19 protein-coding genes are annotated in these 15527 nt (G+C 69.3%); 11 read left to right on the top strand and 8 right to left on the bottom strand.

Features of this window, described 5'->3' with window-relative positions:
- Window positions 1-79: 79 nt before the first annotated feature.
- The 7 genes from BOSE46_RS02230 to BOSE46_RS02260 all read left to right on the top strand — a co-directional run bounded on the left by BOSE46_RS02230 (window position 80) and on the right by BOSE46_RS02260 (window position 6623).
- Complete coding sequence (locus tag BOSE46_RS02230) at window positions 80-988, top strand: amidohydrolase (protein ID WP_159537844.1); 909 nt, start codon at window positions 80-82, stop codon at window positions 986-988.
- Window positions 979-1650 (top strand): FadR/GntR family transcriptional regulator, encoded by a 672-nt coding sequence (locus tag BOSE46_RS02235; RefSeq protein WP_159537846.1) that lies wholly within the window; start codon window positions 979-981, stop codon window positions 1648-1650. The genes BOSE46_RS02230 and BOSE46_RS02235 overlap by 10 nt, the downstream gene beginning before the upstream one ends.
- Before the next feature lie 135 nt (window positions 1651-1785).
- Window positions 1786-3087 carry an enolase C-terminal domain-like protein gene (locus BOSE46_RS02240; RefSeq protein ID WP_159537848.1) on the top strand — a complete coding sequence of 434 codons (1302 nt, stop codon included), beginning with the start codon at window positions 1786-1788 and terminating at the stop codon, window positions 3085-3087.
- Window positions 3087-4112: a zinc-binding dehydrogenase gene (locus BOSE46_RS02245; RefSeq protein WP_159537850.1), complete on the top strand. Its 1026-nt coding sequence runs from the start codon at window positions 3087-3089 to the stop codon at window positions 4110-4112. Before BOSE46_RS02240 ends, BOSE46_RS02245 begins: the two co-directional genes overlap by 1 nt.
- The gene (locus BOSE46_RS02250) at window positions 4109-4897 is read left to right on the top strand and encodes an SDR family oxidoreductase (RefSeq protein ID WP_305782080.1); all 789 of its coding nucleotides are present in this window, start codon (window positions 4109-4111) and stop codon (window positions 4895-4897) included. Before BOSE46_RS02245 ends, BOSE46_RS02250 begins: the two co-directional genes overlap by 4 nt.
- Window positions 4894-5538, top strand: coding sequence for a bifunctional 4-hydroxy-2-oxoglutarate aldolase/2-dehydro-3-deoxy-phosphogluconate aldolase (gene eda / locus BOSE46_RS02255; protein ID WP_201299480.1), 645 nt, complete (start codon window positions 4894-4896; stop codon window positions 5536-5538). Before BOSE46_RS02250 ends, eda begins: the two co-directional genes overlap by 4 nt.
- A complete protein-coding gene (locus BOSE46_RS02260; protein WP_159537854.1) occupies window positions 5523-6623 on the top strand; it encodes a sugar kinase in 1101 nt (366 codons plus the stop codon). The genes eda and BOSE46_RS02260 overlap by 16 nt, the downstream gene beginning before the upstream one ends.
- A gap of 18 nt (window positions 6624-6641) precedes the next feature.
- Here the strand turns inward: BOSE46_RS02260 and BOSE46_RS02265 are convergent, their stop codons facing one another.
- Both BOSE46_RS02265 and BOSE46_RS02270 read right to left on the bottom strand, forming a co-directional pair.
- Complete coding sequence (locus BOSE46_RS02265; protein WP_159537856.1) at window positions 6642-7025, bottom strand: VOC family protein; 384 nt, start codon at window positions 7023-7025, stop codon at window positions 6642-6644.
- Window positions 7026-7068: 43 nt separating this feature from the next.
- Window positions 7069-7830, bottom strand: a complete 762-nt coding sequence (locus BOSE46_RS02270) for an endonuclease/exonuclease/phosphatase family protein (protein WP_159537858.1) — start codon at window positions 7828-7830, stop codon at window positions 7069-7071.
- 60 nt (window positions 7831-7890) lie between these two features.
- On the opposite strand from BOSE46_RS02270, the gene BOSE46_RS02275 reads away from it, so the two are divergent.
- Window positions 7891-8460 carry a hypothetical protein gene (locus BOSE46_RS02275; RefSeq protein ID WP_236551591.1) on the top strand — a complete coding sequence of 190 codons (570 nt, stop codon included), beginning with the start codon at window positions 7891-7893 and terminating at the stop codon, window positions 8458-8460.
- Here BOSE46_RS02275 and BOSE46_RS02280 read toward each other — a convergent pair.
- The gene (locus BOSE46_RS02280; protein ID WP_159537869.1) at window positions 8457-8951 is read right to left on the bottom strand and encodes a nitroreductase family deazaflavin-dependent oxidoreductase; all 495 of its coding nucleotides are present in this window, start codon (window positions 8949-8951) and stop codon (window positions 8457-8459) included. The two genes, BOSE46_RS02275 and BOSE46_RS02280, sit on opposite strands and share 4 nt — an antisense overlap.
- 1 nt (window position 8952) lies before the next feature.
- The gene (locus BOSE46_RS02285) at window positions 8953-9456 is read right to left on the bottom strand and encodes a pyridoxamine 5'-phosphate oxidase family protein (protein WP_159537871.1); all 504 of its coding nucleotides are present in this window, start codon (window positions 9454-9456) and stop codon (window positions 8953-8955) included.
- A 94-nt stretch (window positions 9457-9550) separates the two neighbouring features.
- On the opposite strand from BOSE46_RS02285, the gene BOSE46_RS02290 reads away from it, so the two are divergent.
- Genes BOSE46_RS02290 through BOSE46_RS02300 form a run of 3 tightly spaced genes read left to right on the top strand, consistent with a single transcriptional unit; the run spans window position 9551 to window position 11435 of the window.
- Window positions 9551-9895, top strand: a complete 345-nt coding sequence (locus BOSE46_RS02290) for a DUF2200 domain-containing protein (RefSeq protein ID WP_159537872.1) — start codon at window positions 9551-9553, stop codon at window positions 9893-9895.
- A 41-nt stretch (window positions 9896-9936) separates the two neighbouring features.
- Window positions 9937-10968: a Gfo/Idh/MocA family protein gene (locus tag BOSE46_RS02295; protein WP_159537874.1), complete on the top strand. Its 1032-nt coding sequence runs from the start codon at window positions 9937-9939 to the stop codon at window positions 10966-10968.
- Window positions 10965-11435: a heme-degrading domain-containing protein gene (locus tag BOSE46_RS02300; RefSeq protein ID WP_159537876.1), complete on the top strand. Its 471-nt coding sequence runs from the start codon at window positions 10965-10967 to the stop codon at window positions 11433-11435. The genes BOSE46_RS02295 and BOSE46_RS02300 overlap by 4 nt, the downstream gene beginning before the upstream one ends.
- 40 nt (window positions 11436-11475) lie before the next feature.
- Here the strand turns inward: BOSE46_RS02300 and BOSE46_RS02305 are convergent, their stop codons facing one another.
- From BOSE46_RS02305 to BOSE46_RS02320, 4 genes are all read right to left on the bottom strand, one after another.
- Window positions 11476-12285 carry an ABC transporter permease gene (locus BOSE46_RS02305; RefSeq protein ID WP_159537878.1) on the bottom strand — a complete coding sequence of 270 codons (810 nt, stop codon included), beginning with the start codon at window positions 12283-12285 and terminating at the stop codon, window positions 11476-11478.
- Complete coding sequence (locus tag BOSE46_RS02310) at window positions 12282-13205, bottom strand: ABC transporter ATP-binding protein (RefSeq protein WP_201299481.1); 924 nt, start codon at window positions 13203-13205, stop codon at window positions 12282-12284. The genes BOSE46_RS02305 and BOSE46_RS02310 overlap by 4 nt, the downstream gene beginning before the upstream one ends.
- A gap of 103 nt (window positions 13206-13308) precedes the next feature.
- Entirely contained in the window at window positions 13309-14046 is a 738-nt protein-coding gene (locus BOSE46_RS02315; protein ID WP_159537882.1) for an SDR family NAD(P)-dependent oxidoreductase, read from the bottom strand.
- A gap of 7 nt (window positions 14047-14053) precedes the next feature.
- Window positions 14054-15520, bottom strand: a complete 1467-nt coding sequence (locus BOSE46_RS02320; protein WP_159537884.1) for an aldehyde dehydrogenase family protein — start codon at window positions 15518-15520, stop codon at window positions 14054-14056.
- Window positions 15521-15527 lie beyond the last annotated feature (7 nt).

The raw sequence follows: 15527 nt of genomic DNA on the forward strand, positions 1-15527 counted from the left end.
CGGTCGGACCTCCTCCAGTCCGACCGGCCGGCGGGACGACGCGCAGGCGTTCCGGTGAACCCAAGGGAGAGGAGTCGACGTGAGAGCAGGCAACGACCCGTTCGTGGACAGCCACGTCCACTTCTGGAACCTTGCGCGCTTCGACTACGAGTGGCTGGCCGGCGAGAGTGACGTGCTTCAGCAAGATCGCCTGCCGGGACACCTTCGCGCAGACGTGGATCAGCTGGACCGACTCGACCTCGTGGGCGTGGTGTTCGTCCAGGCGGACTGCCGCGCTGACCAGGGCATGCGCGAGGTCGCGTGGGTGCACGAGCTCGCCGATGCAGGGGCGCCGGTGCTCGCGATCGTGGCCCACGCGCCTGTGGAGCATGGCACCGACTGTGCGGGCAAGCTGGCCGAGCTCGCGGCGACCGATCTGGTGACCGGAGTCAGACGGCTGCTGCAGGACGAGCCGCCGGGATTCGCCACGTCACCGCAGGTCATCGACGGCGTCCGGCTGCTGGCGATGCACGGGCTCTCGTTCGACCTCTGCGTCCGCCAGCACCAGATCGACGAGGTGACCCGTCTGGTCGCAGCGTGTCCCGAGGTCATGTTCGTCCTCGACCACCTCGGCAAGCCCGTCATCAGTCCTGACCACTTCGCAGCATGGGCCGCCGCCCTGGTCCGCCTGGCCGCACTCCCGAACGTACGGTGCAAGCTCTCGGGTCTCGCCTCCGAGGCCGCCGACGATGCGCGCACGACCGAAGCGCTGCGCCCGTGGCTGGAGCACGCACTGGCGGTGTTCGGCCCCGACCGATGCATGGTGGGCAGCGACTGGCCCGTCGTCACCTCCGTGAGCACGTACGGCCGGTGGTTCGAGGTCGTGCTGGAGGTCCTGGACGAGCTGTCTGCAGGCGACCGGACCCGCGTGCTCACCGCGACTGCCGAGGACACCTATGATCCTCTCAACCGTGCTGCTCGAGCGAAGGATCCGTTGCCGTGGCTCTGACTGACGAGGCCATCCTCCGGATCAAGGAAATGATCGTGAGCGGCCAGCTGAAGCCGGGCGACAGGCTCCCGCGCGAAGCCGACTTGTCCGAGACGCTGGGCCTGTCCCGCAACTCGCTGCGGGAGGCCGTGCGAGCGCTCGCCCTGATCAACATCCTCGACGTGCGACAGGGCGACGGCACGTACGTGACGAGCCTCGATCCGAACGTGCTGCTGGATGCCCTCACGTTCGTCGTCGACTTCCACCAGGACGACAGTGTGCTGGAGTTCCTGCGGGTGCGCCGGATCCTCGAGCCCGAGGCCGCAGCCATGGCAGCGCCGCGCGTGACGCCCGAGGAGCTGCAGCGGATGCAGGACGTCATCGATGCCTCGAGCAAGGACTCCTTGCCAGAGGACCTGCTGTCGTTCGACATCGACTTCCACCGGATGGTGAGTGTGGCGTCGGGCAACTCGGTCCTGGCATCGCTCATCGAAGGGCTCTCCAGCCCGACCAATCGCGCACGGATCTGGCGAGGCCGCACCGAAGTCGGCGCCCAGGAACGTACGAGGCGTGAGCACCAGGCGATCCTGGATGCCCTCGCGGCAGGTGAGCCCGAGCTCGCGCACGCCGCGATGGTGGTTCACGTGGCGGGCGTCGAGGCGTGGCTGCGCCGCGCGCGCTGACTCGCTGATTCATCCCACATCTCCATAAACATCGGATCTATAATCCAATCTGTTGCCTGAAACGTGCCGGTACGGCAAGATGATGGCTATAACATCCGATGAATTGAACAGGTTGCTAAGACGAAGGGAGCGACGGTGGCACGTTTCGTCTCGATCGACACGGCCGACGTACGGTTCCCGACATCCCGCGAGCTCGACGGTTCGGATGTGATGAATCCTGAGCCGGACTACTCGGCGGCCTACCTCGTGATCACCACGGATGCGGGTGACGGGATCGAGGGTCACGGCTTCACGTTCACGACCGGCCGGGGCAATGAGGTGCAGACCGCTGCGGCCTCGAGCCTTGCGCCGTGGCTGGTGGGTCGCGACGTCGATCACGTGCTGGCCAACCTCGGCCCGTTCGGCCGCGAGCTCACGACGGACCCACAGCTGCGCTGGCTCGGACCGGAGAAGGGCGTCATCCACATGGCCTGCGGGGCGTTGATCAATGCCCTGTGGGACCTGCGCGCCAAGCGGGAGGGCCTGCCGCTGTGGGATCTGCTCTCCCGGCTCACCTCCGACGAGATCGCCGACCTGGTCGACTTCACCTACCTCTCCGACGCCCTCACCCGGGACGACGCGCTCACGATCCTGCGGGCCGCCGAGCCGGGGCGGGACGACCGCCGGGCCGCTCTGCTGGAGCAGGGCTATCCGGCGTACACCACGACGCCGGGCTGGCTGGGTTATGACGACGCCAAGCTTGCTCGACTGGCGGGGGACGCCGTGGCGGACGGTTTCGAGCTGATCAAGCTCAAGGTCGGTGCCTCCCTCGATGAGGACATCCGTCGGATGGGCATCGCCCGAGCCACGGTCGGCCCTGACGTCGGCATCGCGATCGACGCCAACCAGCGTTGGGAGATCGACGAGGCGGTCGCCTGGGTGACTCAACTGGCGAGGTTCGACCCGACCTGGATCGAGGAGCCGACCAATCCCGACGACATCCTCGGGCACGCCGCCATCAGGGCCAAGGTGGCACCCGTCAAGGTCGCGACCGGCGAGCATGCGCACAACCGGGTGATGTTCCGCCAGCTCCTGCAGGCCGACGCGATCGACGTCGTCCAGATCGACGCCAGCCGCGTGGGCGGGGTCAACGAGAACATCGCCATCATCTTGTTGGCGGCGAAGTTCGGCGTGCCGGTGTGTCCCCATGCCGGCGGCGTGGGCCTCTGCGAGCTCGTCCGGCACCTGTCGATGTTCGACTTCGTGGCGGTCAGCGGCACGACCGAAGGCAGGTACATCGAGTACGTCGACCACCTCCACGAGCACTTCATCGACCCCGCCATCGTGCGAGGCGGTCGCTATCTCGCGCCGACGATGCCCGGGTTCAGCGCCCAGATGCGGGCCGAGTCGCTCGCCGCGCACCGATTCCCCGACGGCCCGGTCTGGCTGGAGGCGTGATGCTGGCAGCACAGTACGTCCGTGGCGGCGGCATCGAGGTCGTCGAGGCCGACCCGCGCCGGCCCGGACCGGGTGAGGTGCAGATCGATGTCGCCTACGTCGGCATCTGCGGCACCGACCTGCACATCCTGCACGGCGCGATGGACGAGCGGGTCGGAGCCCGGGCCGTCATCGGGCACGAGACGGCCGGCCGCGTGCACGCGGTGGGCGATGGCGTCACGGCCTGGTCCGTCGGCGACCACGTCACGGTGATGCCGCTCGAGTGGTGCGGCACCTGCCCGACCTGCGTCGCCGGCCACCGGCACATCTGCGACCGGCTGAACTTCGTGGGAATCGACTCGACGGGCGCCCTGCAGGAGATGTGGACCCTGCCGCAGCACCTGCTCGTACGCCTGCCGGCCGAGCTCTCGCTGCGGGACGCCGCCCTGGTCGAACCCGTCGCCGTGGCGCACCACGACGTGAGACGCGCCCGGCTGGAGCCGGGGCAACGGGCGGCTGTCGTGGGCGGTGGCCCTGTTGGTCTCCTGATCGCGCTGGTGGCCGCCGCCCAGGGCGCGGAGGTCCGTGTCCTGGAGACCAATCCGTTCCGGCGCTCCGTGATCGCGGCCCTGGGGATCGACGTGGTCGACCCTGTCGACATTGCGGCCCTCGTCGAGGAGTGGACCGGCGGAGCCGGTGCGGAGGTGGTGTTCGAGGTGTCAGGCGCTCAAGGTGGCCTGGACTCGGCGGTCGACCTGGTGCGCGCTCGTGGCCGGCTCGTCGTCGTCGGGATCCACGCCCAGCGCCGTGAGCTCGACCTGAAGCGGGTGTTCTGGAAAGAGCTCGAGATCGTCGGCGCTCGTGTCTACGAGTCACAGGACTTCGCCGACGCGGTCGCGTCGCTTGCGGCCGGGACGATTCCGGTGGAGGCGTTGATCTCCAAGGTCGTTCCCCTCGAGTCGGCCGCTGAGGCGTTCGAGATCCTCGACCTCGGTGGGGCCGTCATGAAGGTGCTCGTGGACTGCGGTGGAGCTGAGCCCCAGTGACGATCGGCATCCCCGGCACCAGCCTTGCCGCCTTCAGCCTCAAGGGCCGGCTGGCCGTGGTGACGGGTGCCCGGCGTGGCATCGGGCTCGCCATCGCGACGGGCCTTGCCGAGGCCGGTGCCGACATCGTCGGGGTCAGCGCCTCGCTCGAGCCCGACGGCAGCGACGTCCAGCGCGCCGTCGAGAACGCGGGCTGCACGTTCACCGCCCACCAGGTCGACTTCGCCGACCGGGAGGCAGTCAAGGCCCTCGCGGAGAGGCTGGTCGGCGCCGATCGTCCGGTCGACATCCTGGTCAACAACGCCGGCACGATCGCCCGCGCCCCGGTCGTCGACCACACGGACGAGGCCTGGGATCACGTCATCGAGGTCGACCTGACCAGCCAGTTCGTCCTCACTCGCGAGGTGGGGCGAGCGATGGTGGAGCGGGGATCGGGCAAGGTCATCTTCACGGCCTCGATGCTCAGCTTCCAGGGCGGCATCAACGTCGTCGGCTATACCGCGGCCAAGAGCGCCATCGCCGGGATGACCAAGGCGCTGGCGAACGAGTGGGCGTCGCACGGCGTCAACGTCAACGCCATCGCGCCGGGATACATCGCCACCGACAACACCGAGGCCTTGCGCAACGACCCGGCGCGATCAGGTGCGATCCTCGACCGGATCCCGGCCGGCCGCTGGGGCGAAGCCCGTGACCTCAAGGGCGCCGCGGTGTTCCTGGCCAGCTCGGCGTCGGACTACGTCCACGGCACGGTGCTCCCCGTCGACGGGGGATGGCTCGGCCGATGATCGACGTGCCGGCGTTCCATCAGGCCCTCGGCGTGCTGCCGGTCATCGTCATCGATGACGAGGCGTACGCGCACCAGCTGGCGGAGGCGCTGGCGTCCGGCGGACTCCCGTCGGGCGAGGTCACGCTGCGGACCGCAGCCGCCCTCGGTGCGATTCGGGAGATGGCACAGGTGCCGGGGTTCGTCGTCGGCGCCGGGACCGTGGTCCACCCGAGCCAGGTCGAGCACGCGATCGCCGCCGGGGCCCACTACGTCGTGTCGCCGGGCTTCGGGCCCGCCGTGAGTCGGGAGTGCGCGACGCTGGGCATCCCCCTGATTCCGGGCGTGGCCACCGCGACCGAGATCCAGACAGCCCGGGATGCCGGCTGGTCCGTGCTCAAGTTCTTCCCCGCTGCGGCGGCCGGGGGCGCGCGCATGGTCTCGGCACTGTCTGCGCCGTTCCCGGACGTGCGTTTCGTCCCGACCGGAGGCATCGGCCTCGCCACGATGCAGGAATACCTCGAGATCCCCTCGGTCCTGGCCGTCGGCGGAACCTGGATCGCTCCGCAGGCGATGATTCGATCGGCTGCCTTCGACCAGATCGCTCAGCTGGCGGCCGGTGCGACAGCGCTCGCGAAGGAGATGCGATGCCCCTCGTCCTGAAGCCGGCCGAGCAGTGCCGGTACGACGCGCTGTCCCTGGGCGAGGTGATGTTGCGCCTCGATCCCGGTGAGGGCCGCATCCGCACCGCCCGGCAGTTCCGGGCCAGCGAGGGTGGCGGTGAGTACAACGTCGCGCGAGGGCTGTCGCGGTGCTTCGGGCTGCGGACGGCCGTGGTGACCGGACTGGTCGACAACGAGGTTGGTCATCTCGTCGAGGAGCTGATTATGGCCGGCGGCGTCGACGCCAGCGGGATCGTGTGGGCGCCGAGTGACGGGATCGGCCGTACGGTCCGCAACGGCTTGAACTTCACCGAGCGCGGGTTCGGCGTCCGTGGTGCGAAGGGGGTGTCTGATCGAGGTTGGACCGCGGCCAGCCAGCTGCGTGCCGGCGACGTGGACTGGGACCACCTGTTCGGCACAGCAGGCGTGCGCTGGTTCCACACCGGTGGGATCTTCGCCGGTCTCTCCGAGACCACGGCAGACGTGGTCGTCGCCGCCGCCGAGGCAGCGAGACGCCACGGCACGGTCGTCTCGTACGACCTGAACTACCGACCGAGCCTGTGGCAGTCGATCGGCGGTGCGGACCGCGCACGCGAGGTCAATGCCCGCATCTGTGGCCTGGTCGACGTCCTCATCGGCAACGAGGAGGACTTCACCGCAGCCCTCGGCTATCAGGTGCCGGGCGGCTCGACAGACCTCGCCACACTCGATCTCGCCGGCTATGCCGAGATGCTCGGCGCCGTCGCGGCCGACCTCCCGAACCTCGAGGTCGCGGCGGCGACCCTGCGAACCGTCAGGTCGGCGACCCGCAACGACTGGGGCGCGTTGGCATGGTCGGACGAGACCGGGATCGTACGGGCGACGCAGCGCGACGACCTGGAGATCCTCGACCGCGTCGGTGGCGGCGACAGCTTCGCCTCAGGTCTGGCGTACGGCCTGCTTGCCGGGCGTCCTCTCCAGGAGGCGGTGGAGTACGGCGCGGCTCACGGCGCGCTCGCCATGACGACTCCGGGCGACACCTCCATGGCGACCCTTGCCGAGGTCGAGGCGCTGGTCCGCGGCGGCAGCGCACGCGTGCAGCGATAGCCGGCCGTCGACCACAGATCAGGCGGCCGGGGGCTCCCACAGCTCGATCGCGTTGCCTTCCGGATCGTGGATCCGGGCGAAGCGGCCGGTCTCGGGTGAGTCCCACTCGGGCTTGACGGTGACCTCTGTCCCGCCGATCTGCAGCTGGGCAAGAAGGCTGTCGAGGTCGCTGACACGGAGGTTGAGCATGAACTGCTTGTCCGCCGGCCAGTAGTCGGTCCCGGCCTCGAACGGCGCGAACACGAGGGGGCCGCCCTGCACCTTCCAGCTCCACTCCTCCGGCTCGCCGGTGTCCGGTGCTGCGCAACCGGCACCGACGCCGAGGTGGTCGCGATACCAGGCAGCGAGGGCTTCGGGATCCTGCGCGCGAAAGAAGATCCCGCCCACTCCGAGTACCGGCACCGGCGCTCCTCTCGTCTCGCCACCTCGTGGAGGCGCCCCGATGCTATCCGGTCAGGTCGACGACCAGGGCTCGATGGTCAGAGATCGGCAGCTGCCGCGCCTCGCCCGCCGCTCGCGGCCACGCGTCGCCGCTGAGCACGTGATCGAGCTGCTCGTGTGGCGACTGCACGGGGAATGTGGGTGCCGTGACCAGGCTGCGCATTCCCGTGATGGCGGCGGCCCGCTCAGGGACCATGTTGAGGTCACCCGCCAGCACGAGGGGCCGGCCGAGCCCGCTCAACGACCTGGCGAGCGAGTGCAGCTGCCGTCGACCCCACCAGGGGACGAAGGACAGGTGGGTGTTGGCCACCGTCAAGGGCCCGCCGGGAGCGTCGACGAGTGCCGCCACGGCGACCCGGGGCTCGTCCCGCACGAAGGTCGGCAGCCGGCTGCCGCGGAACCACATCGGCACGGGGGTGTGCAGCGTCGGCAGCCGGATGACCTCCCACGCGACGACGGGGTGCCGGCTGAGCAGCGCGATGCCGTACGCGGCAGCGTCCGGCTGTTCGCTGCCGGTCGCCGCGATCCAGGTGGCGCCGGGGCTCCCGCTCAAAGCCGCGACGAACCGGTGATCGACGGCCCCCATCGCGTCCGCTGCCGCTGCGGTCAGGTCGGCGTGCCCGGACCTGGGCTGGTTGCGGTCGACCTCCTGCAGCGCCAGGACATCCGCGTCGAGCGACGCCACCGCCGCTCGGAAGACGTCCAGCGAGACGTGGTCGTCCGACGCGTTGCGTCCGTTGAGGATGTTGAAGGTCGCCACTCGCATCGATCAGGACGTACCCGCGATGGGTGACATGACGCGCCCCGACGCGGGTACACGTGTGAGGTGACGAACAACAAGGACGCGGGCCCGGACCTGCGCGAGGCGCTCAAGGTCGTAGCAGTGCACCTCAAGGAGAGCGACATCCCCTTTGCGCTGGCGGGCAGCTACGCGCTGTGGGCGCGTGGCGGGCCGGAGCCCGACCACGACGTCGACTTCGTGGTCGCGCAGGACGATGCAGCCAAGGCGGCCGAGACGTTGGCGGAACGTGGCCTGGACGTCGTGCACCCACCCGAGGACTGGCTGTTCAAGGTGTACGTCGACGAGTGCATGGTCGACGTGCTGTTCCAGACCAACGGGGTCCCGATGGTGCGCGAGACGCTGGCCGAGGTCGAGGAGCTCGAGGTCGAGTCGATCCTGATGCCGGTCCTGTCGGCGACCGAGCTGATGGGGCAGAAGCTCAACGCTCTGGAGGAGCATGCCTGCGACTTCGGTCGGCAGCTGCCGGTGGCCCGCGCGGTCCGTGAGCAGGTGGACTGGGCCGAGGTCCGCACGGCGACCGCGGACAACCCGTTCGCTGCCGCGTTCCTGTTCCTGCTCGAGCGACTGGAGGTCGTCGAGCGCCCGGGCGACTAGCGCGGCTCGAGGACGATGACGGGGATCTCGCGATCGGTCCAGGAGTCGTACTTCGCGAAGTCGGCGTACAGGTCGATGAGCCGGGGCCACAGGTCGTCTCGCTCCTGCGGGGTGGCAACGCGCGCCCGTACGGGGCGGGAGCTCTCCTTCGGGAGCTGGACGTACGTCTCGGGGTGGGCGACCAGGTTGGCGTACCACTGCGGGTTCTTCGGCAGCCCGCCCTGAGAGGCGACGATGATGAGATCGGGACCGTTCGGAAGGTAGAGCAGGGGAGCGGTGAATGCGTTGCCCGACTTCCGCCCCACGTGCTCGAGCAGCAGGATCGGCACCGGCTTGCGGAAGCCCGCGCCGATGCGCCACGTCGCGCCGATCCGGCCGTTCGTCAGCCGGAAGGCACGTACCTGGGCCTTGGAGCCGTACTTGATCAGCCTGGCCGTGAACCGCGAGTCCAGCCCCGGCGGCCGCTCGTCCGGCAGGGAGAAACGTCCCACGTCAGCGCTCCCCGGCGGGTGCCGTGGTGCCGCCAAGCGGGATCGGGTCGAGGCCGAGCTTGCGGTGGTCCCACGAGCGGGTGCGTTCGGGGTCGAAGCGTACGGCCACGCGCTTGTGCAGCATGAGCTCGACGAGCGGCTTCATCTCCTCGGTGTAGGGCCCGTTGTAGCGCTCCCACACGTTGACGCCCACGGCCCACAGCGCGTCGGGGTCGTCGACGATCGTGCAGCGTCCCTCGAACGAGACGCCGCGCAGGGTGTCGTACGTCAGGCCGTCCTCGAGCAGCACGGTCGCCCGGGGGTCTCGTCGGATGTTGACCGCCTTCTGGGCCTTGGCCTTGGTCTCGAACCAGATGACCCCGTCGATGACGGCGAACCACATCGCCACCGCGTGGGGATGGCCGGTACGCCCGAGGGTGACCAGGCTCGCGGTGCGCCGCGTCGGCATGTAGCCGGCGATCTCCTCGTCCGTCATCTCGACCTGTGACCGCTGGTTGATGCCCATGGGACCGTTCCTCCGTAGCAAGCGCTTGGTTGACCTGAACGATAGAGGGTCTTCGCGCGGACCGGGCGCCGAGCGAGCCACTACGCTGCCGAACATGAGCCGCATCTTCACCGTCACCTTCGCCTCGGTGTATCCGCTCTACGTGGCGAAGGTCGAGAGGAAGGGGCGCACCAAGGCCGAGCTCGATCAGGTCATCGAGTGGCTGACCGGCTTCGACGAGGCGGCGCTGAGCCGTCACCTGGCGGCCGGGACGACGTTCGAGGAATTCTTCGCCGACGCGCGGCTCAGTCCTGACGCATCGTTGATCACCGGCGTGGTGTGCGGGGTGCGCGTCGAGCAGATCGACGACCCGTTGATGCAGAAGATCCGCTACCTCGACAAGCTGGTCGACGAGCTGGCGAGGGGCAAGTCGATGGACAAGGTCCTGCGGACGTCATGATGTGGTGGCAGGCAACCTCGACGCAAGGACAGTGATCACGTATGGACCCGGTCAAGATCGGACTGGTCGGCTACGGCTTCGGCGGGCGCTACTTCCACGCGCCGCTGATCTCCGCGGCGCCCGAGTGCGAGTTCGTCGGGGTGGTCACCACGTCGGCCGAGCGACGTGAGCTCGTGGCGTCGGAACACCCGACCGCTGCCGCCTTCGACTCGCTCGAGGACCTGGCCGCCGCCGGCGCCGAGGCGGTCAGCATCTCCACTCCTGCGGCGACCCACTCAGAGCTCACGGACCGGGCGAGCTCGCTCGGCCTCTCGGTCGTCTGCGACAAGCCGTTCGCGCTCGATCCGCCGGCCGCTCGCCGCTCGGTCGAGCTCGCTGCTGCCCGCGGCGTGACCCTGAGCCCGTACCAGAACCGCCGTTGGGACTCGGACTTCCTGACGGTGCGTGGGCTGGTCGATGACGGGACGCTGGGGGAGGTGCGCAGGTTCGAGTCGAGGTTCGAGAGGTACGCACCCGACAACGGTCCCGGCGAGTCAGGCGGCGGGACGCTGCTCGACTTCGGCGCCCACCTCGTCGACCAGGCGCTCGTGCTGCTCGGCCCGGTGGAGTCGGTCTACGCGGAGGCACGCACCCGCGAGTCCGGTCTCGACGACGACGTCTTCGTCGCACTGAGCCACGTCAACGGCGCGATCTCGCACCTCTGGGGCAGCTGGAGCCAGTACGCCGTGGGCCCACGCTTCCGGGTCACCGGCACAGACGGGTCGCTGGTGATCACGACCGGAGATACCCAGGAGGAGGCCCTCGTCGCCGGCGAGAACCCGGCGACGATCGACGTCTGGGGCGAGGAGGCCGCCTCCGACCTCGACCGCATCTTCACGGCGGGCGGTTCGGAGCCGGTCGAGCTCGCGCGCGGAGCGTGGGACACGTACTACCCGGCGTTCGCCCGAGCCGTACGCGGTGAGGGTGCACCGCCGGTGCAGGCGGCCGACGCGGTCGCCACGGCGGACGTGCTGGAGGCTGCACGAGTCGGTGTCGCGACCGGCTCGACGGTCCGCCCCGGAGTCGCGTCATGACCGGCCGCGAGCTGCTCGACGAGCTGGCGGCCCAAGAGGCGCGGCTCGTGTTCGACAGCTTCGACGAGCAGACCGCGTGGGACCTCGGCGTCGCGCTGCGTGAGGCCGGTCTGGCCGCTGCGCTGCCGATAGCGATCTCGGTCCGGCGCAACGGTCAGCGACTGTTCCATGCCGCGCTGCCCGGCGCCTCGGCCGACAATGACGGCTGGCTCGCACGCAAGAGCGCCGTCGTCGACCGCTATGGGCAGTCGTCGCTGCGCGTCGGCGAGCAGTTCCGGGTCCGTGGCGGCTCGTTCGACGAGGACTCCCGGCTCGACGTGGCCGACTTCGCGGCCCACGGGGGAGCGTTCCCGATCCTCGTACGCGGCACCGGCTGCGTCGGGACTGTCGCGGTCTCCGGGCTGCCCCAGCTGGAGGATCACCAGCTCGTCGTCGACATCCTGGAGGCATACCTGAAGATCCCCTGACCAGCAGTGATGCGGGTCAGGGGATCTCAGGCAGCTGGTGCTACTTCACCTCGGAGCGCATCAGCGACCAGAGGCCGAACGCCATGGGTGCGACCAGCCAGACGACGCCGGTAACGGCGAGGTTGGCCCACTGCTCGCCGTTCAGCGATCCGTTGAACAGCGCGCCCTGGGCGTAGTTGAAGTCGACCCACGGCTGCAGGTTGGAAAACCAATCCTGGGTCGCAGCCAGCACCTCGGTGATCGCGGTCAGCGCGAACGAGTAGACGAAGTAGGCGACGATCGCGGCCGACGAGTTGCGGATCACGACACCGAGCATGAAGCCGACCAGCATCCCCAGGACCTGGGCGAGCACGATGTTGGCCAGGTCGACGAATCCGGCATCCCACACCGGGGCGATGCCGAGGATGGCCGAGCCGACGACGGTGCCGACGGCGCCGATGGCCATCGCGATGAGCATCGACACGACGCTGATGCCGACCGTGACCCCGGCCTTGGCGGCGATCGCCCGGCTGCGGTGCGGCACGAGCGTGAAGGTCGTGAGTCCGCTGCGCTGGCTCCACTCGCTCGTCACGGACAGCACCGCGACCATCGGCAGGATGATGGCCATGGGGAAACCGATCGCGGTGGCGAAGGTCGAGTAGGTGAGCTCGGAATCCGGGGCCCACAGCAGGACGGCGCCGGTGGCCAGCAGAGAGGCGATGCCGATGCTGGCCATCAGCCAGAAGCCGGCCCGGGTGTCGAAGCACTTGCGCAGCTCGACGGAGAGGAGCCGGGTGAACGGGATGGGTCGCGGCTCACGTCGTTCGACCCGGGCCGTGGTGGTCGCGGGTGCGGCGGTGATGGTGCTCATGCTGCTGCTCCTTCGGTGATGGTCTCGCGCTGGGTGTCGGCGGTGAGCTCGAGGAACATCTCCTCGAGGCCCGCGCCTTCGGCAGGTCGCAGCTCGCGGAGCTGGATGCGTGCCTCGAGGGCGACCTTGCCGACGAGGTCGGTGTCGGCCTCGACCCGCAGGGCGTCATCGCTCCCGGTCGCGGCGCTTGCGCTGAAGCCGATGCCCGACGCGGCGAGTGCCTGGGAGAGGGCCGTGACGTCGGTCGTACGTACGAGGGTGTCTGCGGTCGCGAGCAGGTCGGACTTGGCGCCCTGGGCGACGATCCGGCCGTTGCCGATGACCACCAGGTCGTCGGCGATGACCTCGATCTCGTGCAGGAGGTGCGAGGACAGCAGGACGGTGGCGCCCTGGTTGGCGTACCCACGCAGCAGGTCGCGCATCCAGCGGATGCCCGCCGGGTCGAGGCCGTTGGCCGGCTCGTCGAGGATCAGGACCTCGGGCTGTCCCAGCAGGGCCGTGGCGATGCCGAGCCGCTGGCGCATGCCGAGGGAGTAGTTGCGCACCCGCCGGTCGGCCTCGCTCGGCGTCAGGCTGACGAGGTCGATGATCTCGTCGACCCGCGACGACGGCAGGCCCATGGTGCGCTGGGCGACGGTGAGGATCTCGCGACCCGTGCGGCCGGCGTGCTGGGCGGAGGCGTCGAGCAGGACCCCGACCTCGAGCCCCGGGTTGGGCAGGTCGCGGAACTGGCGGCCGCAGACCGTGACGCCGCCGGAGGTCGCAGGTGTGAGACCGACCATGACGCGCATCGTGGTGGACTTCCCGGCGCCGTTGGGGCCGAGGAAGCCGGTGACCCGTCCGGGCCGGGCGGTGAACGTGACGTCGTCGACCGCGGTGAAGCCGCCGTACGTCTTGGTGAGGGAATCGACTGTGATCATGGGCTCCACTGTCGGTGTGGCGGGCCCCTTGGCGCATCGGGGAAACCGTGACCCGCAGCCCCCACGCACCCCTGAGCTGACCCTGAGGACCGCCCTGAGGTCCTTAGTACGCGGTGTAGCCCCCGTCGACCGGCAGCACGGCGCCGGTGACGTAGCTGGACTCCGGCGAGGCCATGAACAGGACCGCGTCGGCCACTTCCTGTGGGACCGCGAGCCTGTTCATCGGGATCGCCGACTCACGCATACGCCTGTACGCCGCGGGGTCGCTCTGGCGCTCGAAGGACGCTTCGATGATCTCGGTGGCCGTGAGGCCGGGTGCAACGACGTTGACCCTGATCCTGCGATCGGCGAGCTCGATCGCCGCACCACGTGCGAGCGCGATCAGACCGCCCTTGGCGGCGGAGTACATCGTCTCCTCGGGCTTCCCGACCATGCCGAGGCGCGAGCTGACACAGACGATCGAACCGCCGGCGTCCGGCATCAACGGAATCGTGTGCTTCATGACGATGAACGCGCTGAGCAGGTTGCCGTGCAGCACGTCCTGGGCGTCGGCCAGCTCCATGTCGACGATGAGGGCGCTGACCTGCCGGCCATGGCACAGGACGACCACGTCGAGGTGGCCGCCGCAGTGCACTGCGGCGCGACGGGCCAGGTCGCGTACGAAGTCCTCATCGTTGAGGTCGCCGCTCACGTAGAGATCGCCTTCGTCAGGTGTCGTGAGCTCCGGCTTGCGCCCGGTCAGCACCAGGCGCGCGCCCTCTCGACTCAGCGTCTCGGCGACTGCCGTGCCGATGCCGCTCGTCGCGCCGGTCACCAGCGCGTTGACGCCCTCGAGTCGCATGTGCAGGTCAGCTCGCCAGGTTGATGATCGTGTTCTTGGGCTCGGTCATCGCCTCGACGGCGAACTGCACGCCTTCGCGACCGATGCCGGAGCCCTTGAACCCACCGAACGGCATCGAGTCGATGCGCAGGTCGCTCGTGCCGTTGACGACGACCGCGCCGGTCATCAGCTGCGCCGAGACTGTGAAGGCGGTCTGGACCGAACGGGTGAACACCCCGGCCTGGAGTGCGTAATCACCGGTGTTGGCCGCCGAGACGGCATCAGTGAGGTCATCGAACGGGATGATCGTCACGACCGGGCCGAAGACCTCGTCCGTGAGGACCCTGGCACCTTCGGCCACCTCGGTGAGGACTGTCGGTTCGTAGAAGGCACCCTTGCGAACGCCGCCGACATGGATGACGGCACCCTCGGCCGCAGCGGCGTCGACCCAGGCCTCGACGCGTCGTGCTGCGGACACGTCGATCAGGGGACCGATGTCGGTCTCGGGATCCATCTTGCTGCCGACCTTGAGGCGACGGGTCGCCTCGACGGTCCGGCGGAGGAAGTCGGCGTGGACGGACGCATCGACGTACACGCGTTGCACCGACAGGCAGTTCTGGCCTGCGACTCCGAACGCTCCGGCGACGACCGCCTTGACGGCGTCGGACAGGTCGGCGTCGTGGCACACGATCGTCGGATTGTTGCCGCCGAGCTCCATCAGCATCTTGCGAGGACCTGCGGCGGCAGTGATCTTCGCGGCGGTGCTGGGTCCACCCGTGAACGACACGACGGCGACGCGTTCGTCCGTCACCAAGGACTGGCCGGTGTGTGCGCCCCCGCAGACCACCGCGATGCGCCTCGGGGGCACGCCGGCGGACAGGAGCAGGTCGACAAAGGCCAGGGCGGTGAGCGGTGTGTGGTCCGAAGGCTTGAGGACCACCCCGTTGCCACCGATCAGCGCCGGGCCGACCTTGTGCGCGACGAGGTTGAGGGGGTCGTTGAACGACGTCAAGGCGGCGATCACGCCCACGGGTTCGCGGGTGAACCAGCCGATCTTGTTCTGTCCGTTGCGACTGGCCTCGAACGGGATCGTCTCGCCCTTGAGGAACACCCCGGCCTCGGAGGACAGGCGCAGGGTCTCCGCGCAACGGGCCACCTCACGTCGCGCCTCGGCCAGGGTCTTGACACCTTCGGACGCGATGAGGTGGGCGAATCGGGTGGCTTGTTCCTGCATCAGCCGCGCTGCCTCGCGAAGACTCTCGCTGCGCGCCCACAGGGGCCAGACGTCGTCCGACACGGAATGGTGAACGCCCGAGACGGCCGCCGCCACGTCTGCCGGCGAGGACTCCGCGACGTACGCCAGCAGTCGACCGTCCTCCGGGTCGAAGACCGGCACTGTGAGGTCGTTGCGCTGCCACTCACCGTCGATGAACGCGCCACCGGGCATGGTGAGGGCGGGCTGTTCGGTCTCCAGGCACTGCTCGGATGTCGACATCGCGGCG

The sequence above is a fragment of the Aeromicrobium sp. 9AM genome, assembly GCF_902506105.1.
Lineage (GTDB): Bacteria > Actinomycetota > Actinomycetes > Propionibacteriales > Nocardioidaceae > Aeromicrobium.